Annotated in this window: 19 protein-coding genes; 7 read left to right on the top strand and 12 right to left on the bottom strand. The window is 70.3% G+C overall.

Features of this window, described 5'->3' with window-relative positions; all coding sequences use genetic code 11:
• Nucleotides 1–94: 94 nt before the first annotated feature.
• A complete protein-coding gene (locus ACYVIP_RS41950; protein ID WP_460406677.1) occupies nt 95–700 on the bottom strand; it encodes a helix-turn-helix transcriptional regulator in 606 nt (201 codons plus the stop codon).
• 157 nt (nt 701–857) lie between these two features.
• Between ACYVIP_RS41950 and ACYVIP_RS41945 the strand changes: the two genes are divergently transcribed.
• Nucleotides 858–2,138, top strand: coding sequence for a COG1470 family protein (locus ACYVIP_RS41945; RefSeq protein WP_460406676.1), 1,281 nt, complete (start codon nt 858–860; stop codon nt 2,136–2,138).
• An 80-nt stretch (nt 2,139–2,218) separates the two neighbouring features.
• Here the strand turns inward: ACYVIP_RS41945 and ACYVIP_RS41940 are convergent, their stop codons facing one another.
• The 4 genes from ACYVIP_RS41940 to ACYVIP_RS41925 all read right to left on the bottom strand — a co-directional run bounded on the left by ACYVIP_RS41940 (nt 2,219) and on the right by ACYVIP_RS41925 (nt 6,734).
• Entirely contained in the window at nt 2,219–2,557 is a 339-nt protein-coding gene (locus ACYVIP_RS41940; protein WP_460406675.1) for a hypothetical protein, read from the bottom strand.
• Nucleotides 2,558–2,730: 173 nt separating this feature from the next.
• Complete coding sequence (locus ACYVIP_RS41935) at nt 2,731–4,935, bottom strand: eCIS core domain-containing protein (protein WP_460406674.1); 2,205 nt, start codon at nt 4,933–4,935, stop codon at nt 2,731–2,733.
• A gap of 184 nt (nt 4,936–5,119) precedes the next feature.
• Nucleotides 5,120–5,878 (bottom strand): class I SAM-dependent methyltransferase, encoded by a 759-nt coding sequence (locus tag ACYVIP_RS41930; protein WP_460406673.1) that lies wholly within the window; start codon nt 5,876–5,878, stop codon nt 5,120–5,122.
• Between the two features lies 1 nt (nt 5,879).
• Entirely contained in the window at nt 5,880–6,734 is an 855-nt protein-coding gene (locus ACYVIP_RS41925) for an LLM class flavin-dependent oxidoreductase (protein ID WP_460406672.1), read from the bottom strand.
• Nucleotides 6,735–6,862: 128 nt separating this feature from the next.
• Between ACYVIP_RS41925 and ACYVIP_RS41920 the strand changes: the two genes are divergently transcribed.
• The 6 genes from ACYVIP_RS41920 to ACYVIP_RS41895 are packed head-to-tail and all read left to right on the top strand — an operon-like array spanning nt 6,863 to nt 11,787.
• Nucleotides 6,863–7,765, top strand: coding sequence for a LysR family transcriptional regulator (locus ACYVIP_RS41920; RefSeq protein WP_460406671.1), 903 nt, complete (start codon nt 6,863–6,865; stop codon nt 7,763–7,765).
• 58 nt (nt 7,766–7,823) lie between these two features.
• Nucleotides 7,824–8,351 (top strand): RNA polymerase sigma factor, encoded by a 528-nt coding sequence (locus ACYVIP_RS41915; protein ID WP_460406670.1) that lies wholly within the window; start codon nt 7,824–7,826, stop codon nt 8,349–8,351.
• Complete coding sequence (locus ACYVIP_RS41910) at nt 8,348–9,115, top strand: zf-HC2 domain-containing protein (protein ID WP_460406669.1); 768 nt, start codon at nt 8,348–8,350, stop codon at nt 9,113–9,115. Before ACYVIP_RS41915 ends, ACYVIP_RS41910 begins: the two co-directional genes overlap by 4 nt.
• Before the next feature lie 13 nt (nt 9,116–9,128).
• On the top strand, nt 9,129–9,908 hold the full coding sequence (locus tag ACYVIP_RS41905; protein WP_460406668.1) for an ABC transporter ATP-binding protein: 780 nt from the start codon (nt 9,129–9,131) through the stop codon (nt 9,906–9,908).
• Nucleotides 9,905–11,218, top strand: a complete 1,314-nt coding sequence (locus ACYVIP_RS41900) for a hypothetical protein (protein ID WP_460406667.1) — start codon at nt 9,905–9,907, stop codon at nt 11,216–11,218. Before ACYVIP_RS41905 ends, ACYVIP_RS41900 begins: the two co-directional genes overlap by 4 nt.
• A complete protein-coding gene (locus ACYVIP_RS41895; protein WP_460406666.1) occupies nt 11,215–11,787 on the top strand; it encodes a hypothetical protein in 573 nt (190 codons plus the stop codon). The genes ACYVIP_RS41900 and ACYVIP_RS41895 overlap by 4 nt, the downstream gene beginning before the upstream one ends.
• Before the next feature lie 16 nt (nt 11,788–11,803).
• On the opposite strand, the gene ACYVIP_RS41890 is transcribed toward ACYVIP_RS41895, so the two are convergent.
• Genes ACYVIP_RS41890 through ACYVIP_RS41860 form a run of 7 tightly spaced genes read right to left on the bottom strand, consistent with a single transcriptional unit; the run spans nt 11,804 to nt 19,556 of the window.
• Nucleotides 11,804–12,817, bottom strand: a complete 1,014-nt coding sequence (locus tag ACYVIP_RS41890) for an Lrp/AsnC family transcriptional regulator (protein ID WP_460406665.1) — start codon at nt 12,815–12,817, stop codon at nt 11,804–11,806.
• Nucleotides 12,814–13,701, bottom strand: coding sequence for an alpha/beta fold hydrolase (locus ACYVIP_RS41885; protein WP_460406664.1), 888 nt, complete (start codon nt 13,699–13,701; stop codon nt 12,814–12,816). Before ACYVIP_RS41885 ends, ACYVIP_RS41890 begins: the two co-directional genes overlap by 4 nt.
• 16 nt (nt 13,702–13,717) lie before the next feature.
• Nucleotides 13,718–14,905, bottom strand: a complete 1,188-nt coding sequence (locus ACYVIP_RS41880; protein WP_460406663.1) for a M24 family metallopeptidase — start codon at nt 14,903–14,905, stop codon at nt 13,718–13,720.
• Nucleotides 14,902–15,759: an ABC transporter permease gene (locus ACYVIP_RS41875; RefSeq protein WP_460406662.1), complete on the bottom strand. Its 858-nt coding sequence runs from the start codon at nt 15,757–15,759 to the stop codon at nt 14,902–14,904. The genes ACYVIP_RS41880 and ACYVIP_RS41875 overlap by 4 nt, the downstream gene beginning before the upstream one ends.
• Nucleotides 15,756–16,721, bottom strand: a complete 966-nt coding sequence (locus tag ACYVIP_RS41870; RefSeq protein ID WP_460406661.1) for an ABC transporter permease — start codon at nt 16,719–16,721, stop codon at nt 15,756–15,758. The genes ACYVIP_RS41875 and ACYVIP_RS41870 overlap by 4 nt, the downstream gene beginning before the upstream one ends.
• A gap of 16 nt (nt 16,722–16,737) precedes the next feature.
• Entirely contained in the window at nt 16,738–18,351 is a 1,614-nt protein-coding gene (locus ACYVIP_RS41865) for an ABC transporter substrate-binding protein (RefSeq protein ID WP_460406660.1), read from the bottom strand.
• Nucleotides 18,348–19,556, bottom strand: coding sequence for a dipeptidase (locus ACYVIP_RS41860; protein ID WP_460406659.1), 1,209 nt, complete (start codon nt 19,554–19,556; stop codon nt 18,348–18,350). Before ACYVIP_RS41860 ends, ACYVIP_RS41865 begins: the two co-directional genes overlap by 4 nt.
• Nucleotides 19,557–19,718 lie beyond the last annotated feature (162 nt).

Below are 19,718 nucleotides of genomic sequence, written 5' to 3'. Positions count from 1 at the left end.
CATCTCCGCGAATCGTCGCCCCCACCGGCACGCCGTACCGAGGTCCTGGCGGGCACGGTCGGGGCAGGCTCGAGGGAGTTTCGGGCAACCGGTGTCAGATCAGGCCGTGCCGCATCACGTAGCCCACCGCGTGCGCCCGGTTTCGCAGGTGCAGCCGGGTGGTGACGCCGTGCAGGATGTTCTTCACCGTTCGCTCCGAATAGGACAGTTTGGCGGCGATCTCGGCGGTGCCGAAGCCCTCCGAGATCAGCCGGAGCATGTCGACCTCGCGCGGGGTGAGCGTGGACAGCGTGGGACCGTTGGGATCCAGCGAGTTGCGCTGCAGCTGCCCCACGTGGTCCAGCAACGTGGCCACCAGGTCCCCCGGCAACACCGCCTCACCGTTGGCCAGTGCGAGCACCGCGCTCACCAACCGGTCCTGGCGCGCGTCCGCACGCCGGATCACCGCCGACACCTCGCACTCCACGGTGATCTGCAACGACTCCCGATCGATCCGGCCGACCACCACACCGGTCCTGGTCGTCGATGTTCGCTGGAGTCTGCGCAACAGTCTCGTGGCCGCGTCGTCCACTTCGTCCACCACCACGAGCGACACCTCCGCCCGCGGTTGCTCCTCCACCGCCAGGATCTCCACTTCCGGACGCGGTCGGAGTTGGTGAATGACGCCGGCCCGCAGCACCGGGTCCTCCGCGTATACCATTACCGGGATTCTCGTGGTCATTTCGGCACCTCCACCCAAATCATGTTGGCCGGGCGACGGCCGGGCAGCCGTCCCGGCGCACGAGTGCACGTGTTTTGCCCACACGGTGCCTTTTTGTCCCTGCCAGCGGATCGGCGCGCGGGCCTACGTTCCGGTGGTGACCGCAACGACAGAATTCGGTCTCCCCATTGTGGCCGTCACGCCCGGCCAGGAGACCAGGACGGCGATGACGGTGCGCAACGACAGCGACATCGTCGAGGCGTACACGTTCGAGGTGGTGGGCGAGTGTGCCCCCTGGACCGTGGTGGAGCCGGCCAGGCTGTCGCTCTACCCCGGCACCTCCGAACAGGTGACGGTGGTGCTCAGCCCGCCGCGCTCGCCCACCGTGCGCGCCGGCGAGAAACCGCTCGGAGTTCGGGTGCTGCCAACGGAACGGCCGCAGTCGGTGGTGGTGACGGAGGCGACCGTGGTCGTCGAGCCGTTCACCGAGGAACGAGTCGAGCTCGTCCCGGAACGCCGCCGGGCGTGGCGACGCGCCCGCTACCACGTGAACGTGCACAACGACGGCAACATCCCGGTGGGGGTGGCGTTGTCGGCGCCGGAGACCGACGACCAGCTCACCTACGACCTGCCAGCGCGCCCGACTGCCGTGGAACCCGGCGACCTCGCCGAGTTGGAACTGCGGGTACGAATCGCCAAGGTGTTGTGGTTCGGCAAACCCGTGGAATGGCCGCTGCGGCTGACGGCGGTCGCGGCCGCCGGTGAGCACGCCGAGGAGCACCCGCTCGACGGCGAGCTGATCCAGCTCCCGGTGTTCGCCAAGTGGCTGCTGGCGTTGCTCGCCGCGTTGCTGGCGTTGTTGTTGGCCTGGCTGCTACTGGTGCGGCCGGCGGTGCAGAGCGCCGCGCGTGAGGCCGCCGACGACCGGACGGCGGAGATCGCCCAGTCCGAACAGGACGCGGCACCACCGGAGCCGCAACCACCGGCGGGCGGCGAGGCCGGCGACCAGCAGGACGCCGAGGGACAGGGGGAACAGGACGGCGCCGCGGCCGGCGGCGGCGGCGGTGGTCCTGGCCAGCAGAGTTCCGCCACCATCGAGGTGCGCACCAACCGCGGCCAGCAGGGCATCGAGACGTACACTGTGGATCCTGGAAAGGTCTTCCGCATCACCGACATCGTGCTGGCCAACCACCAGGGCGACGAGGGCGTGCTCACCATCGACTTCGGCGACCGGACCATCACCACGATCGCCCTGGAGACGTTCCGCAACCAGGACTACCACTGGGTCACCCCGATCGATGTCCAGGCGGGATCCCGGGTGACCGCCACCGTCGAGTGCTCCCGGCCGGGCACGCCGATCAGCGGACGGCAGGCGCCCAACTGCTTCCAGGTGCTCAACGTCAGCGGTGAGCTGGTCGACCAGCCCAACGGCAACTGATCCATCCACGCGGGACTCGCTGATCGCCGGGTAGTGCGCGCACTCCCGGCGATTTCACCTGCCTGGCCGAAAACGGCCCGTCACCAACAGTTTCCCGCGATCCGCAACGCCAGAATGTACTTCGGCAGCTCGACCAGCGCCCGCTCCCAGCGATCCGCGGCGATCCGGCCGGCGAAGGCGGACTCCACCGTCGGACTGTCCACCTCGGGCGGGACGTCGGCGTCCACCGGCCGGACGTTGGCCTCGTGCAGCCGCGAGCGAATCTCGGCCAACGTCGACTCCAACTCGCTGATGGCGTACTCCGCCTCCGAGGAGGACACCACCAGCCAACCCTCGACGGCAAGGCGAAGGAAGAGGTCGCCGGCAAAACGCTCTGTCGAGCCGGGTGACTCTAAGCCGCCGCTCTCATCGGATCGCATCGCACCTCCGCACCGAACCTGGCGTGTGGCCAGACTCCAACACGACGGCGCCGAAAGCCAAGCGATCCGGTGCGATGTGCCTGTCGGGGAAGGAAACCCGAAGACTTCGGGCACCGAACAGGACATCGAACCGGACACCGGCCGGTCGTCGCCGTCGACGACCGCGACCGGAGTCAGCGAGTCTCCCTGCGGTACTTGCGGTCAAGCCGGCGCAGTTTTCGGCCAAGGGTGACGCTCCGCCTGCGTATTCTCTCCAGGTCATCGAGGCAGAACCGCACCAGGCTGGTGCGTTCGCTGGCACGCAGCCTGTCCCAGTCGTCGAGGTCGTCGATCCGGTCGGCGATATCCTCGCGCATCTCGCGCAGTTCGGCCACCGTGTCGCGGGCGGTGTCCAGGAAGTCCCGCAGGGTCTGGCGAACCCGGCGGTCGCGGTGTTCCTCTCGCGCGTCCGACATCTCCTCGACCTGCGCCAGTGCGTCGTCGTACACGCCGTTCGTGCTGTCCCGGACCTGGCGCAGCCGGTCGGTGATCGTGTCGACGTCGACCATGGACAGGGAGGCGTACGGGTTGTCGATGTCGTACGGCACCTGGAAGTTCTGGCCGATGTCCATGATCTCGTGCAGCGTGTGGTAGGCGAACTCGGTCGTGTGGTCGAAGTTGACGCGCCAGAACGAGAAGATGCCCCAGGCCACCGCCGCGACCTCCTCGTCGGTCGCGTCGAACTTCCTGGCCAGCTTGAACATCCTGGCCGCGGTGTAGGACTGGCCGGCCCACACCGGGCGTTCCCTGGCGCGGGCGATTTTCGTGGTGTCGGAGTTCTCGTCGCGCGTGGACGGGTGACCGGCCTGGCCGCGGTCCTTCTTGGTCACTCGCCTGCCCCGGCGGTCGAAGCCGACGGTGCTCTTCTTGTCCTCGTCGTCGATGTCGTCGACATAGTGCTTGCCCATGGTGGGTGGGGTGTGTCTGGAGTGGCCGAAGTAGTCCGCGAGGTCGTGCAGGCCGATCATCTTGTCCCGGAAGGAGAACTGCTCCGGATGCCGCATCAGCTCGAGGAACCCGCCGCGCTCGAACAGGTCGCTGTGCAGGTCGGTGCCCTCGAACTTCGGGTTCATGGCGAAATGCTTGGCGTAGAGCCCGACCGGCTCCCCCGCGCGTGCGGAATCGTACCGGGACGGACCGACCAGGGGACGGATCTTCGGCTGTGACTCGAGATGGGCGATCCCGGTCCGCAGCTCCCGCAGCATGAGGTCCTGCTGCCTGGTCGACATCCGCGAGCGGTCAACCCGGCCGCCAGGACGTACCGTCTTCCGGTACTCGATGCGCTCGACCCTGCGTGCCATGCGCCGCAGCAGCACGTTCAACAGCTGCTCGACCTCGCCGTCCTGTTGGATCTCCCGCGCGCGTTCCTTCTCCTCGTGCCGGTTCTCCTTCGCGTAGACCCACCCCATGAGGTTGCGCGCCAGGTCGGTGTAGTTGGCCACCCGGACGTCGTGGTTCTTGGTGCCGAAGTCCGGGTGGACGCCGATCTCGCGTTCGAGCACCGGGTGATACCCCTGGTGTCCGATCGGTGCCACGATGATCTTCTTCAGCTGCCACTGGATCCTGTTCTGCTCGGTCCGGAACGCGGCCCGCTCCGCCGGCGAGAAGTTCGGCGCGGCTTCGGTGTAGAACTGCCGGAAGACCCTGGCCGACATCCGGTTGAGGAACTCCCGCTGCTGCTGCTGGTCGAGCCTGGCCGTTCTGGTCTGGTACTGCGCGGTGAGGTCCTCCTGCCCGACGGTGAGCGCCCGCTGCACCGTCGGCGCCGATGCCTGCCGCGCCGGCTCGTGCACCGTGGCCGGGTCGGCCACCGGCCCGGCCAGGCTCCGCCTGGCGTTCTCCGCCGCGGCCCGCTCGAACCGGTCGCCGGGATCGCTGACCCGCAGCCCGGCGCCGTTGTCCGCGCCCGCCACCGGCCCCTGTCGCTGTTGGATCACGTGGGTGAGCTCGTGGGCCAGGGTGTGCCGGTCCGCGCCACCCTCGCCGATGACGACGTGATCGCCGGAGGTGAAGGCGCGGGCCCCGAGCGCGGCCGCCGCCCGGCGGGCCGCGCCGTCCTCGTGCACCCGTACCGTGGCGAAGTCCGCGCCAAGACGCGCCTCCATCTCCTGGCGAACGGGCGGCGCCAACGGCTGGCCCGCGCTACGCAGCACGGTCACCGCCGCCGAGCCGGCGTCGGTGTCCGCAGGCGGGTTGGTCAACCGCTGGATCGCCCGGCTGACGGCGGCGTTGCCGACCAGCCGCTGAAGCGCCGCGACCCCCGTCGGCGCCGGCTCCCGCGTGGTGTCCTCGGCGGTCCTGGTTCGCCGGTGGCCGTGACCGGGCACGAGCTTGCGCATCGGAGAGCCTCCAGAGGGCAGACAGACGGCATCCGCTTCCCGCGGAGCGGTGACTCCTGCTTATCAGCTCGTCACGCGGTGACCCAGGCGCTGGTTCCGGCGGACCAGCACGTCTGCCCGATCGGACACCCACCAGTGCCCTGAACGCGCCGTTCGGGACGCTCACCGTGGAGCGGCTGTCCGGTCAGGGGCGACGCGCGGTTACCAGCCAGGCGTGGGCGTCGAACCACACGCCATCGCCGGTGTCATGGGCGTCGAGCATGGTCCGCAGCCGGTCGAGGGCGCGATTCGTCGCCGCGGCATCCAGGCCGGTGAGCAGGTTCTGGACCATCCCCAGTGCGAACAGGGCGTCCCGGGCGCCGGCTGCGTCCTGGCCGTAGTAGACCGGCTCGTGTACCTCGGTGATCTCGAGCTCGGTGAAGCCGGCAGCGGTGAGCACGCCGGCTGTGACGGTCGGATCCGCCAGCGAGAAGGCGCCACGGCCGGCCGGTGCGGTCCGGTCGCCGGTCAGTGCTTGCTGGACCGCGCCGACCCACTCCTGGCGGTCGCCGGCCTGCCACACCAGCTGCACCAGCCGCGCCCCCGGCCGCAACGCTCGCCCGATGTTGGTGAACGCCGCGACCGGGTCGGCGAAGAACATCGTGCCGAACCGGCTGAGCGCCACGGTGAAATCCCCTGGCGTGAAGGGGTGGTCCTGGGCGTCGGCCCGCTCGAAACGGACGTTGCGGATGCCCGCCGTCTCGCTCGACCGGCGGGCGCGGTCCACCATCGGGCCGGACAGGTCCACGCCGAGCGCGCTTCCCGACGTAGCGGAGTTGGCGGCCGCCCGCGTGGCCTGGCCGGTACCGCAGCCGATGTCGAGCACGCGATCAGCGGGCCGGACGCCGGCGGCGGCGTGGAGCCGCGGCTGGTAGCGGCGCAGCTCGGCGTCGTAGTCGAACATCTCAGGCAGCTCCCTTGCTCGCCGGACCATCGCGGAGTACCCCGCGCACCGTGTCGAGCGGTACGCCGGGCTCGAGCTCCGGTAACCACCAGGTCGCACCGGCGGCGGCGAACGGCCGGGGGTCGGCGTCGGCGGGCAGACCGATGGCGATGTCGTACGGGCCGGGCACGCCCGATCGGAAGTCGGCGATGGTGGCGGCGATCTCGGCGAGCTGGTCCGGGTGCTCGAGGTTGACCGGGAAGAACCCGTCGAGCCGGGCGGCCCGGCGGATCGGCCGGACGTTGCCGGGGAACCCGGCGGCCCACACCGGCACGCCGGGCCGCTGAACCGGTCGCGGCCGGAACTCGACATCGTCGACGAGGTAGTGCTCGCCGCGGTGACGGACCGGTTCGCCGGACCACGCCGCGGCCAGGATCTCCAGGGACTCGTCGAGCAGCTGGCCGCGCAGCCGATCGTCGAGCTGCTCACCGGTCCTGGACAGCTCGGCGGCGAACCGGTCGCTGCCGATGCCGACGCCGAGGATGAGTCGCCCGCCGCTGAGCCGGTCCAGAGTCGCGGTCTCCCGGGCGACCTTGGCCGGCCGGCGACGGGGAAGCGGCGTCACCAGCGGGCCCAGCAGCAGCCGCTCGGTCGCGGTGGCCATCGCCGCCAACGTGATCCACGGGTCGGCGACCTGCCGGACCGGCGGCCGCCAGCACAGCTGATCCCACACGAAACAGCCGTCCCACCCGGCCTCCTCCGCGTCGGCGGCCAGTCGCGCCACCACTGTCGGGTCGGCGAGGTCGTCGAACAGCGGTAGCCAGAGTGCCGACCGCAGCCGGCTCGGCGGCTCGGCGGAGGTGGTCAACGCGGTCATGTCGGCCCTACTTTCGGACGTGAACTAGCTGGTCCGGTCACGCTAAGGCCGCCTGCTCCATCGTGAAAAGCGATAATCTCCGATCAACTCGATCGGTATTCGCAATGATCACTGTTACCCTCGGGCTCGTGACCGATGTCGAGCTGCGCCACCTGGCCGCGATGGTCGCCGTCGCCGACGAGGGCTCCTTCGGCCGGGCGGCCGCCCTGCTCGGCTACACCCAGTCGACGGTGAGCCAGCAGATCGCCGCGCTGGAGCGAGCGGTCGGCGGCCTGGTCTTCGATCGACCGGGCGGACCCAAACCCGTCCGGCTCACCCCGCTCGGCGCCGTGGTCCTTGGCCAGGGGCGCAACCTGCTGGCGAACGCGGCACGGTTGGCCGACGCGGTCGACCGGTTCAAGGCGGGCGACGGCCGGATCGACATCGGCACGTTTCAGAGCGTGTCCAGCATGATCCTGCCGGCCGTCGTCCGCAGGCTGCGCGACGAGCACCCCGCCTGCGACATCCGGTTGTCCGAGGAGGAGCCGGACCTACCGCGGATCGGCGATCTCGACCTGCTGTTCTACGACGGCCGGATCGAGGGCGACGTCGACCACGTCAAGCTGCTCGACGATCCCTACCTCCTGGTGGCCGGCAACGGTGTTTTCCCCGACGGTCCGGTCCGGCTGACCCAGCTCGACCAGGTACCGATGGTGGCCTGGCCGTTGACCTGCGACCAACCGTTGATGGAGCAGGCACTCGCCCGCGGCGGCGCCTGTCCGCGCATCGTGTTCCGCAGCGCGATCAACGACACCCTGCTGTCCATGGTGCGCGCCGGCCTGGGATCGGCGGTGCTGCCCTGGCTCGCGATCCAGGGCGCCGACATCCGCGCTGATCACCGGCTCCGCGTCCACGAGCTGCGACCGTCCCCACCGGCACGGGAGATCCATCTGCACTGGCCGGCCGGACGCACGCAGTCGCCACTCGCCGCGCGGGCCATCGAGATCGCGGTCGAGGTCGCCGCCGAGATCGCCAACCGCCCCGGAGAATAAGTGACGCACGTCACATCGATTCGAGAACCTGGGGAACGAGGTGGTCGTCTAGCCGGGTATGTGTGACGAGGAGGACCTCGTCCGGCGAGTGGCACGAGGCGACCGGGCGGCGTTCGAGCAGCTTTACCGACGCACCGCGCCGTGGCTCGCGGTGCGGCTGCGGCGGCGCTGCACCGACGACCAGATCGTCGCCGAGGTGCTGCAGGAGACCTACCTCGCCGTGTGGCGGGCGGCCGGCAGTTTCGCCGGCGCCACAGTGGACGGGACCGCGGTCGGTTGGTTGTGGACGATCGCCGCGCGCCGGCTCGTGGACGCCTTCCGCCGGCGCGCGCGGGACTCCGCACTGCCACTGGCGGCCGAACCGGTCGCACCCGCCGCGGAGGACGAGGCACTGTCCGATGTGGTCGGTGACCGGGTGGGGGGCGCGCTCGACCGGCTCGCGCCGGAACTGCGCCAGGTACTGCAGGCGATGGTCGTCGACGGGCTGACCGTCCGCGAGACGGCCGCGCTGCTGGGACTGCCGGAAGGCACGGTCAAGACCCGGGCCCGCAGAGCCCGGCTGGCGATGCGGGAGGCGCTCTCATGACCTGGCACGCGTCCACCGAACTGCTACGCGACTACGCGGCCGGCGAGGACCTCGCCGCCGACGTCGGGTGGGCGGTCGAGGTACACCTGGAGTCCTGTGTGGACTGCCGGGCTCGGCTCGCCGCCGAGGCGACGCCGGTCGCTCCCCTGCTCGACCGGGTGTGGGCCGGCCTCGATCTCGACCCGGCACCGGCGCCCGTTCGCCGCGGCCGGTGGCTGGCCACCTGGGCCACCCCGGCCATGGCTCCCTGGCTCGCGATGACCGCGGTCATCGTGCTGCTGGCCCTGCTCACCGACCGGCTCATTCCGGAGCCGTTCCCGTCGTTGGCCCTGCTGCTGGCACCGATCGCGCCGGTCGCGGGGGTCGCGGCGGCCTGGGCGGGTGGTCTGGACCCGGCGCACGAACTGGTCGCCGCCACCCCCCGCGCCGGGCTCCACCTGGTGCTCCGCCGCACGGTCACGGTGCTCGTGGTGCTGATCCCGCTGCTGGCGATCGCCACCTGGACCACACCGCTGCGGTGGCTGCTGCCCTGCCTCGCGTTCGCGGTGGCGACGCTCGCGCTCGGCGGGCTGGTCGGCGTGCGCCGCGCCGCGGGCGGGCTGATCGGCGGCTGGTCGGCGTTGGTGATCGGGCCGAGTCTGGTCACCGCCCGACCGCCGGCCCTGCTCGAACCGGCCGCGCTGGGGATCTGGGCGGCCGTACTGATCGTCGGCGTGGCCGTGGTCCGGCTGCGCGCCACCGTCTACACGCGACTCGACAACTGAAGGGGAGATCGGCATGCCGCGCATGGTCAGTGCGGAGGAGGTCGCACCGACGACCTATCCGTTCGAGATACAGGCACGCGGGCTACGGGTCCGCGCCGGTCGGCGGATGGCGGTCGACGGCGTCGACCTGTCGCTCACCACCGGCGTCCACGGGCTACTCGGCCCCAACGGCGCGGGCAAGACCACGCTGATCCGCGCGCTCGCGACCGTGCTGCGCCCGGCCGGCGGCGAGCTCCGCCTGCTCGGCGGCACGGACCAGCGGTCGGTGCGCCGCAGACTCGGTTACCTGCCACAGGAGTTCGGCTACTACCGCCGGTTCACCGTGCGCGAGTTCGTCGAGTACATGGCCTGGCTCAAGGAGATGCCGAAGGCGGAGGTGCCCGGCGCGGTGCAGCGGGCGATCGAGCGGACCGGGCTGGCCGACCGGGCCGACAGCAAGCTGAAGACGTTGTCCGGCGGCATGGTCCGGCGCGCGGGCATCGCGCAGGCGATCGTCAACGACCCGGCGATCCTGCTGCTGGACGAGCCGACCGCCGGGCTGGATCCCGCGCAGCGCATGCAGTTCCGGACGCTGCTGCGGGAGTTCGCCGACGACACCTGCGTCCTGGTGTCCACCCACCTCGTCGAGGACGTGGCCGCCGCGTGCTCCGACGTGGTGCTGCTCGACGCGGGCCAGGTGGTGTTCCAGGGAACGGCGGCCGAGCTGGCGGCGGCGGGCACGGACGCCGACGCGGGCGACAGCCCGATGGAACGCGGCTACTCCGCGCTGCTCGCGAGGGGAGCCGACCGATGATCCTGCGCACCGAACTGCGCCGCTCCGCCGCGCCCGTGCTGGGGATCGGCTTCCTCGCCGGCTCCCTCGGCCTGGTCTACTCGCTGACCGGCCCGTGGATCCACGGCACCGCGCCGTGGGACACCGAATGGATCGGCCTGGCCCAGTGGACCCGTTATCTGGCCGTGTTCCTGTGGCCGCTGGTACTCGGAGTCGGCGCGTGGCAAGGACTCCGCGATCGCCGGTCGCGGGTGACCGAGCTGTTCGCGACCACCCCCAAACCGACCTGGCGGCGGCTGGGGCCAACGGCGGGCGCACTCGCCGGCACGCTCACCGCCGCCTACGCCGTGCTGCTCGTCGTCGGGGGCGTGCAGGTGGCGGGCATGGCGACCTACTTCCACCTCAAGTGGCTGCCGGTGGCCGGGGTGATGGTGCTCGCGCTGGTGGGCATGGTGCTGCTGGGCTTCGGCATCGGCACGCTCCTGCCGTCGCTGATCACCCCGCCGGTGCTGGCGGTCGCCGCGCTGGCGGCGCAGATCGCGGTCGTCCAGCTCGGCTGGCCGCAGTTGCTGACGCCGGTGTTCGTGGACCAGGACGTCACCGCGTTCACCACCGTGGCCGTGCCGGTGACCCTCGTGCAGGCACTGTGGTTCACCGGGATCGGGGTCACCGGCTTCGTGCTGGCGATGTCCGTGCGGGCGCGGACGCGGGTCGCCGCGGTCCTGCCGGTGGCGGTGGCGGCGGTCGTCGCCGTGCCCGTGCTGTCCGGGACGGGCAGCGCGGTGGTGCCCGACGAGGACGCGATGGCGCTGGTGTGCGACGACAACGGGCCGAGGGTGTGCGTGCGCCGAGTGCACGCCGACTATCTGCCGACGCTCACCGGGCCGGCGCGGGAAGCGTTGGCACTCATGCGAAAGCTGCCCTCGCCACCGACGTCCGTCGTGGAGTACCCGGATCCGCACAACTACGAGTCGCCGTCGGCGGACGTGGTCCCGTTCTTCGTCAACCGGCGGATCACCGACCCGGAGCAGGTCACGCTCGCCGTGCTGGCCGGCGCGGGCACCCCGGAGTGCGGCAACGCGCCGGGCTGGAGCGGCTCGACCGACTCGTTCTCGGCGCGCATCGTCACCGCGTCCTGGTTCACCGGCGAACTCGCGCCGGTGCCCGGCACCAGCTACATGTGGGACACCGCGCGGGAGCACGTCCAGACCGTGTGGCAGGAGCTGCGATCACTGCCCGCCGACGAGCAGACCGCGACGGTGGCGGCCTACCGGGACGCCGCGCTCGCCTGCGACGGCAGCGGCGAGCTGTCCACATCGGAGTCACGGTGAGGTGGCTCGCGCTGTACGTGCGGTCGCGGCGGGCGGTCGCGAGCACGGGCGCGGCACTCGCGGCCGTCGCCGTGCTCGGGCTGCTCGCCGCCGGGAGCGACGCGCAGCCAACCCGGACGGTCCTCGCCCTGGCCGCGGTCACGGTCGTGGTGGCGACGATGTCGACCTCCCTCGCCGGCCCGGACCCGTCGCTGGAGCGGACCGCGGCGCTGGACTGGCGACTGGCGCGGACCCTGCACGTGGTGGCGGTGGGCGTGCTGGCGGCCGGCGCCGTGGCGGCCATGGGGGTCGTCCCGGCCGACATGGTGGTGCGCAACGCGATCGGCCTGACCGGGCTCGCCGCGCTGGGGGCCACAGTGCTGGGCGGCGGGCTCGCGTGGTGCGCGCCGATGGCCTGGACGGTCGTCGGCGTGTCCGCGCTCCTCGCGTCGCGCACGCCGCCGGCGCCGCTGCTGACCTGGCCGGTGCAGCCGGGCGGCACGAGCGCGGCGACGGTCGCCGCGGCCGTGCTCGGCGTGGCCGGGCTGGCGGCCTACGCGCTGACCGGGCCGTCGACCCGGGTCCAGTAGCGCTGCCAGGCGACCGTCAGGCGGTGCCCGGCCCGAGGTGCAGCACCGTGTCCGCGTGGTGTTCGGCCAGCTGGTCGCGCCACCACGGGGTCTCCACGAAACCACGCTTGAGCGACAGCAGTTCCACCGACGCGTTCCACCCGATCACGCCTTCCAGCTTCGCGAGCGTCGAGGTGGTGAACTCGAACAGACCACGGGTCGACTCGGAGATCACCTCACACAGCAACGAGTTCCCGTCCAGCGTGGCGCCGAGGTAACGAACCGACGGATGCCGGACCAACGCCGCCGCGACCTCGTTCAACCTCGACGGCTCGACGGTGACCCACATCAGCGTCTCCGCCTCCAGGCCCAGCGCCTGCGCGGGCACAATGGTGAACACGGCGGCACACCGCTCGCCGATCATCCGCTCAAAGCGACGGCGCACGGTGGACTCGTTGAGCTCCAACGCCGCCCCGATGGTCTTGAAGCTCGCACGGCCATCGTCCCGCAACTGATCAAGAATCGCCCAGTCAACCTTGTCGACATGCTCCGGCGAGCACAGCGGCACCTCGGGCGGCAACGCGTCCCGGTCGTCGAGCAACTGCTTGTACCAGTCGTGGGCAACCTTGTAGACGTGCAGCAGCAGGTCGCTGTACCACCGCTGCACCCCGTCGATCTGCTGCAACTCCAACATAGTCTTCGGATACCGAGTCGGCCCCGAGTTGACCACCAGCTCGATGCCGATGTCGTACGAGCCGGTGATCAGCGACGCCCACCGCACGTCCGGGCGGGCGACCAGTTGCTCGGCCACGTCCAGCTGCGTGCCGGGACGGCAGCCGATGCGGGTGAAGAACGTCTCCACCGGCCCGGTGCTGCCCAGGCTCGGCAGCACCGCGACCTTGAGCAGGTTGTCGGCCATCAGCTGCTGGACGCGCCTGGCCACCGTCGGCACCGAGGTCTCGCACATCGCGGCGATCGAGGTCCAGCTGGCGCGGCCGTCGCCCTGCAGCGCGACGACGATCTGGCGGTCGAGGTCGTCGAGCGACCTCATGTGCCGGGGATGACTTCCGCCAGGAACTCGCGCACCACCTTCGTCCACGCCGGCGCCTCCTCGATCTGCGGCGAGTGGCCCGACTTCTCGAAGACGACCAGCCGGGAACCGGGGATCAGACTAGCGATCAGCTCGCTGCACGCCACCGGGGTGATCCAGTCCGTGCGGCCCACCGTGACCAGTGTCGGCGCGGTGACCCTTGGCAGCACCGGCTTCAGGTCGTAGTTCGGGATGTTGACCCGGAACGCGTAGTTGTGCGCCTCGAACCGGTAGGGGGTGGCCTCGACCTTGCGCGCCACCGCCGCCGGGTCGTACACGAAGTCGTACAGCGGCAGGATCTCCCGCCAGCAGTCCCGCAGGTCCTCGTCGTCGCGCACGGTGCCGGCGAAGATCCGGTCCAGCTTCTCGCGGTCGATCGTCACCCGGGTGTTGGCCAGCGCGTTCGCCAGTGCCCTGTCCTCGTGCGAGTTGTCCGGCGAGGTATCGCGCAACACCATGGCGCGCACCCGGTCGGGATAGCGGGTGGCGTACTCCATCGCCATGAACCCGCCGTAGGAGCCGCCGGCCATGATGACCTGCTCGGCGCCGATCCACTCCCGCAGACCGTCGATGTCGGCGGCCCACTGCTCGTGGCTGAACGTGCCGTTGCCCTCGCTCTGCCCGGAACCACGGGCGTCGAACACCACGACCCGGTAGGTGTCGGCGAGCCGGCCGAAGCTCGCACGCGGCTCGGCCCGCGACCCGAGGCCGGGGGCACCGTGGTGGGCGATCAGCACGGGTGCGCCCACCGGCCCGAGCACCTCCACGGCGAGCCGGTTGCCGTTGATCTCCACCATGGTCGCCTCGGTGGTGGCGGCGGCGAACTCTGGCGATACCTCGGACACGGGAACTCCTTCGGGGTCAGACGGGGATGAGGCAGTCATCGAGGCCGCGCGGGTAGGCGGTGAGGGGCCGGGAGCCGTTCTCGGTGACGAGCATGGAGTCCGAGATCCGGTACCCGGCGTGGCCGGGAACGTAGATGCCCGGCTCGTTGGACACGATCATTCCCGGCTCGAGCACGGTCGCGTCGCCGGCCTCCAGCCACGGTGGCTCGTGCATGCCGAGGCCGATGCCGTGTCCCTGCCGGTGTCGCAGGTAGCGGCCGAGCCCGGCCTCGCGGACCACGGCCAGGCACGCCTCGTTGGCCGCCCGGCACTCCGCGCCGGGTCTGATCGCGTGCCCGCCGACTTCCTGGGCGAGGCGGATGGTCTCGTGGTACTCGCGTTGTCGCGGCGACGGTTCGCCGAGTACGAAGGTCCGCTCCCCCTCGACGAACCGGCCGCCGACCGCGCACCCGAGCGACAGCATGAACGTGTCGCCCGGCCGCAGCCGGTAGCCGGAGGGCAGGCCGTGTGGGTAGGACGAGTTGGCGCCCGCGTACACGAGACCGCCCGCGAGGAAGGACACCACGACGACGTCGCGGTGTTCGGCGTACATGACGCCGGTGCCCACCCGGCCGACGTGCGCGGCAAGTTCGGCCTCGCTTGGCAGCTCACCGCCGACGTCGAGCGCGGCGGTGACCAAGGCGACGCCCTCGGTCAGCATCACGTCGGTGATGCGCGCGGCCTCCTGGTGCAGCGCCACCTCGGCGGGTTCCTTGACATACCGGGCCACTGTCACCAGGTCCGTTGGCACCAGGTCCACAGTGGACAACGCGGCGCCTGCTGCGGTGAGCCGGGCGTAGGTCATCGACGTGGTGTGCCCGGCCGTGCGCCGGCCGGCGCCGACCGCGCCCGCGAGCACCGCGAACGGCGCCACCACCCCCGGGTACTCGGGGTAGGCCACCAGGTCCGCGACCGCGTGCTGCGCCTCGGCGTGCTCGCGTTCCAGCTCGGGCAGCAGCAGCGTGGCGCCGCCGTCGACCGGCAGCCACACCGCCACCGGCCGCTCGCCGGGGTGGTGGAAGAACCCGGTCAGGTAGGCGACGTCCTCGGGATCGTCGGTGAGGACCGCGTCGAGTCCGGCCTCGGCGGCCAGGGCACGCACCCGGTCCTGGACCCGCACGAAGAACGCGTGGTCCAGCCGTTGCGGGAAAGAGGGTGCGGTCATCCGGTGTTCCTTCGTGGGTTGCGCGCGTCGTTGTAGGCGGTGGACAGCAGCGTCGATGCCAGTACGAGCAGGAAGATCGCGAGTGAGGGGAACAGCGGCAGCCACCACGAGGTGGACATCGCGCCAGCCTGCTGGGCCTCGTAGAGGATCCGGCCCCACGACCACGTGTTCGGGTCGCCGAGGCCGAGGAACGCCAGCCCCGCGGCCGACAGCACCGCCCGTGACGAGGTCAGCACCACCGACACCAGCACCAGCGGCATCACCGCGGGCAGCACGTGCCGCCGGATGATCCACACCGGGGAGCTGGTCATCAGCCGCGCGGCGTCCACATAGGGCAGTCGCACCACCGAGAGTGCCTGCGAGCGCACGACTCTGGTGACCTCCGGCCAGGAGAACGCCGCGATCACCAGGATGATCGTCATCGTGCTCGGGCCGACGAGCGCGGCGACGAGGATCATCAGCGGCAGGATCGGCAGCGACAGCGTCAGGTCGACGATCACGCTGATGACCGAGTCGATCCGGCGGAAGTAGGCGCCAACCACCGCGAGCAGCGTGCCGAACACGATCGCGATCAGCGACGCGGCCGCCGCGACCAGCAGGCTCTGCTGCGCGCCCCACACGACCTCGGCGAACACGTCGAGCCCGAGGCTGTCGGTGCCGAACCAGTGCGCCCCCGATGGCGGCGCGAGGACCACCTCGCCGTAGCCGGTCGGGTAGTCGGCCAGCAGTGGCGCCGCGACCGCGGCGACCACCAGCAGCACCAGCACGACGAGCGCCGCGATGCCGAGCGGGTCGCGCCGGAACCGTTGCCACGTCACGCGCGCCGCCCTCGGGGCCTGGGCAGTGAGCGTCATGCGGCCGCCTTGACTCGGGGGTCCAGAACGCCGTAGGCGATGTCGGTGACCATGTTCACGGCCACCACGGTCACCGCGAGCAGCAGGAACGCGCCCTGCAGCACCGGGAAGTCCAGCTGGGTCACCGCTTCGTAGATGCCACGGCCGATGCCGGGGTAGGCGTAGACGGTCTCGATCAGCACCGCGCCGCCGACCACGAACCCGAGCTGCAGGCCGACGAGCGTGGTCGTCGGCAGCAGCGCGTTGCGCAGGGCGTGTTTCCACAACACCCGTCTTGCCGGTAGCCCGTTGGCGTTGGCCAGTACCACGTAGTCCTCGCCGAGCGCGTCGATCAGCGAAGACCGCATGGTGAGCACGTACGCGCCCAGTTGGGCGAACACGAGCGACAGGCACGGCAGCGCGAGATGGGAGATGACTGACAGGTACCACTGGCCGCCGTAGGTGCCGTCGGTGTAGGCGCCGCCGATCGGGAACCAGTTGAGCTGCAGCCCGAACACGTACAACAGCAGGATCCCGAGGCTTGGCACGAACAACGACTGCCCGGCCACGGCGATCATCTGCACGAGCCGGTCCCACAGCCCGCCGCGCCGGGACGCGGCGAGCACCCCAAGCGGGATGCCGACCACGACGGTCACCAGCAACGAGGCCCCGGCCAGCAGCAGTGTCCACGGCAACCGTTCGATCAGGACGTTCGCGACGGTCGTGTTCTGGTGGAAGGAGATCCCGAGGTTGCCCTGCAGCAGCTGCCACAGGTACTTCACGTACTGCACGGGCAGCGACTGCTCCAGCCCGTAGTCGGTGAGCAGGGCCGCCCGGGTCTCGCGGGTCATGTTCGGGCTCGCCACGGCCAGCACCGGATCCCCCGGCAGCAGCCGGAGCAGCAGGAACGTGACCGTCACCGCGAACCAGATGGTGAGCAGGCCACGGCCCAACCTCTTCAGCACGAACAAGAACAGCGACATCCGGGCGACCCTCAGCTCACTGCGACGCGGACTTGGTCGCCGAGGCGACCGAGATCGGGTTGACGATGGACAGCAGCTCGCTCGGCTTGACGACGAACCCGCTCCACTCGTCGCGGTGCGCGACGAACAGGTTCTGCATGTACATGACGCTGTCGTACACGTTGTCCCGCACCAGCTTCGCCGCCTGCCGCACGATCGGCTTCTGCTCGTCCCGGTCGAACGTGACGCGCGCCCGCTCGATCAGCGCCGAGAGCTCCGGATCGTCCACATAGGAGTAATTGATCGCACCGTCCGGCAGGTAGGTCAGCGCCATGTTCGTCGCCGGGTCGTCCATGATCGCGAAGTTGCCGGCGTAGATGTCGAAGTCACCGGCGTCGGTCTTGGACAGGTAGGTGTTGCGCTCCAGGCCCTGCAGCTCGATCGTGACGCCCGCCTTGGCCGCACCGTCCTTGACCAGCGTGGCCCACTGGGTGGTCACCGGGTCCTGCAGCGAGTAGATCAGCCGGAAGGTCAACGAGCCGTCGGTGGGATAACCGGCGTCGCTCAGCAGCCGCTTGGCCTCCTCCGGGTCGTGGGCGTACTCCGTGATCGAGTCGTCGTAGAAGTCCTTGAGCACCGGCGTGATCGGGCTGGAGCCGGTCGACACGGCCTGGCCGGCCAGCACGACCTCGCGGATCGCGTCGTAGTCCACCGCGTACGCGAGTGCCTGGCGGACCTCCTTCTTCGCCAGGTCGGGCTTGGTCATGTTGTAGGTCATGTGCGCGTAGCCGAGGCCGGGGACCTCCTCGACCGTGATGCCCTGGGTGTCCTGCAGGCCCTTGACCTGAGCTGGCGGCAGCGTGTTCGCGATGACGTCCACGTCGCCGTTCTTGAGGCTCAGGATCTCGGTGTTCACGTCCGGGTACACCCGGTAGACGATCTTGGCCGCCTTCGGCCGGCCGCCGTCGACGAGCGGGTAGTTCTCGACCCGCTCCATCGTGTAGCTCTGTCCACGTTGGACGTCGGTGAGCACGTACGGGCCGGCCGACACCCAGCCGCCGTTCGAGCCGTCGTTGGCGAAGGTCGCGACCGAGCCGGCCGGCTCGAACACGTGCTGTGGCACCACGTTGCCCCAGAACCCGACCTCCGGGACGACCGTCGAGTCCGGCGCGGACAGGGTCAGCTCGACCCGGGTGTCGGACACCGCGGTCGCGGACTCGAAGTTGGTGAGCTGGCCGTACAGCGTGCCGGCCGGCTTGTCCCGCTTCACCGCGTTGAGCGAGAACGCCACGTCCTTCGCGGTCAGCGGCGTGCCGTCGGACCACTTCATGCCGGCGCGGATCTCGTAGAAGCCGGTGGTGTCGTCGACGTAGCCCCACTTCTCCGCCAGCTCGGGCGCCTTCTCGCCGTCCGCGCCGATCGTGAGCAGGTGCGGGTACATCAGGTTGGTGATCCAGTAGTCGCTGCGGCTGTTGCCGACGAACGGGTTGTAGTTGACCACGTCGGTCGTGGTCGCGATGGTCAGCGTGGCGTCGGTGACCGCCGCGCCGCCCGCACCGTCTTCGGGGGGAGCGCTGGGCGCACACGCGGCGAACGTGGCGATACTGACCGCCGCGGCGATGGCCGCGGTCAGCCTGGGACGTGCGGTCAAACCCAGACCTCCTTGAGGACTCGTAGCGTGTTGCCCCCGATGACCTTGCGGATGTCGTCGTCGCTGTAGTCGTGCTTGACGAGCCAGCCGATGATGTTGAAGAAGCCCTCCGCCGGGTTCTCCAGCCCGTCGACGTACTCGACCTTCGGGAACTCGACCCCGCCGTGTGCCTGCCCGAGCGACAGGTTCGCGGCGAACGTGTCGTGCAGCCCGACGTGGTCGCCGAACAGGGTGTCCGGCCCGAAGCTCACGTGGTCGATGCCGACCAGCTCGACGCAGTAGGTGAAGTGGTCCATCACGGACTCGATCGAGTGTCGGAGGTGGTCGGGCGACAGCGTGGTGTGCGGTGCCGCCTCGATGCCGATCACCCCGCCGCGCTCGGCGCAGGCCCTGATCGTCTCGTCGTCCTTCATCCGGTTGGTCGGCCAGACGGTCCGCGAGCCGGCGTGGGTGATGAACACCGGGGTCTTCGACTTCCTGATCACGTCGAGGCCGGTGCGGTCGCCGGAGTGTGAGATGTCGATGGCGATGCCGAGCTTGTTCATCCGTTCGACGGCGCGGTCGCCGAGATAGGTGAGGCCGCCGTCGCCGCGTTCCTTCAGCCCGCTGCCAAGCAGGTTCGCCTCGGAGTAGGCGATGCCCATCTGCCGCACGCCGAAGCCGTAGAGCACGTCGAGCCGGTCGATCTCGTTCTCGATCGGGGTCGCCGCCTCGAGTGCGAAGATGTGCGCGATCCGGCCGGTCTCGGCCGCGTGCTCGATGTCCTTGACCGACTCCGCCTTGATCACGAAGTCCTGGTGGGCCAGGTCGGCCATGCGCACGCCAAGGTCGAACAGCACGTCCTGGTACTTCCAGCCCGCGTCGGAGCTGATGCAGCAGGTGCCGTCCATGCCGTTGTCGAACACGGCGGTGAGCCCGGAGCGGGACAGTCCCTGGTAGCCCGTCGGCTCCCGCCCGTTGCGGATGTGTTCCCGCAGGTCGGCCATGTCGTCGGGGAACACCTGCACGTGCTCGTGCAGTGAGATCACCGTCTCGTCGGCCAGCAGCCGCCTGGTCCGCTCCTCCTGCTCGGCGGAGAGTCCGAGGCCGGCGTAGGCGGGCACCCGGCCGACCTGCTTGGCGTAGGTGAACTCCCGGTAGTCCTTACCGGACTCCAGGTACTCGTAGGCCGTGTAGCCGGTGTAGCGGGAAGCGGGCTCCAGCACGCTGCGCTCCTGTCTCCGCGTGGTGTGCGGCAGCAGTTGACTGTGTCATGTGGAATGCCGCAGAGTGTCATCACTATCCGGCATAGTTGTCAATGCATGTGTTCAGATGAGGCGCGACAGGACACAAGATGAAACTTATCGGCAACACGCGGCATGTGAGGA

The sequence above is a fragment of the Actinophytocola sediminis genome, assembly GCF_054779715.1.
The sequence above is the reverse complement of the archived record's forward strand: the minus strand, read 5'-3'. Positions and strand labels throughout refer to the sequence as shown.

What these genes read in the sequence shown, in the direction of transcription:
- ACYVIP_RS41900 (WP_460406667.1), top strand. Translation starts at nt 9,905, where the DNA reads ATGATCCTGCGCACCGAACTGCGCCGCTCCGCCGCGCCCGTGCTGGGG.
- ACYVIP_RS41915 (WP_460406670.1), top strand. Translation starts at nt 7,824, where the DNA reads ATGTGTGACGAGGAGGACCTCGTCCGGCGAGTGGCACGAGGCGACCGG.
- ACYVIP_RS41940 (WP_460406675.1), bottom strand. Translation starts at nt 2,557, where the DNA reads ATGCGATCCGATGAGAGCGGCGGCTTAGAGTCACCCGGCTCGACAGAG.
- ACYVIP_RS41950 (WP_460406677.1), bottom strand. Translation starts at nt 700, where the DNA reads ATGGTATACGCGGAGGACCCGGTGCTGCGGGCCGGCGTCATTCACCAA.
- ACYVIP_RS41880 (WP_460406663.1), bottom strand. Translation starts at nt 14,905, where the DNA reads ATGACCGCACCCTCTTTCCCGCAACGGCTGGACCACGCGTTCTTCGTG.
- ACYVIP_RS41890 (WP_460406665.1), bottom strand. Translation starts at nt 12,817, where the DNA reads ATGAGGTCGCTCGACGACCTCGACCGCCAGATCGTCGTCGCGCTGCAG.
- ACYVIP_RS41910 (WP_460406669.1), top strand. Translation starts at nt 8,348, where the DNA reads ATGACCTGGCACGCGTCCACCGAACTGCTACGCGACTACGCGGCCGGC.
- ACYVIP_RS41935 (WP_460406674.1), bottom strand. Translation starts at nt 4,935, where the DNA reads ATGCGCAAGCTCGTGCCCGGTCACGGCCACCGGCGAACCAGGACCGCC.
- ACYVIP_RS41905 (WP_460406668.1), top strand. Translation starts at nt 9,129, where the DNA reads ATGCCGCGCATGGTCAGTGCGGAGGAGGTCGCACCGACGACCTATCCG.
- ACYVIP_RS41875 (WP_460406662.1), bottom strand. Translation starts at nt 15,759, where the DNA reads ATGACGCTCACTGCCCAGGCCCCGAGGGCGGCGCGCGTGACGTGGCAA.
- ACYVIP_RS41930 (WP_460406673.1), bottom strand. Translation starts at nt 5,878, where the DNA reads ATGTTCGACTACGACGCCGAGCTGCGCCGCTACCAGCCGCGGCTCCAC.
- ACYVIP_RS41870 (WP_460406661.1), bottom strand. Translation starts at nt 16,721, where the DNA reads ATGTCGCTGTTCTTGTTCGTGCTGAAGAGGTTGGGCCGTGGCCTGCTC.
- ACYVIP_RS41925 (WP_460406672.1), bottom strand. Translation starts at nt 6,734, where the DNA reads ATGACCGCGTTGACCACCTCCGCCGAGCCGCCGAGCCGGCTGCGGTCG.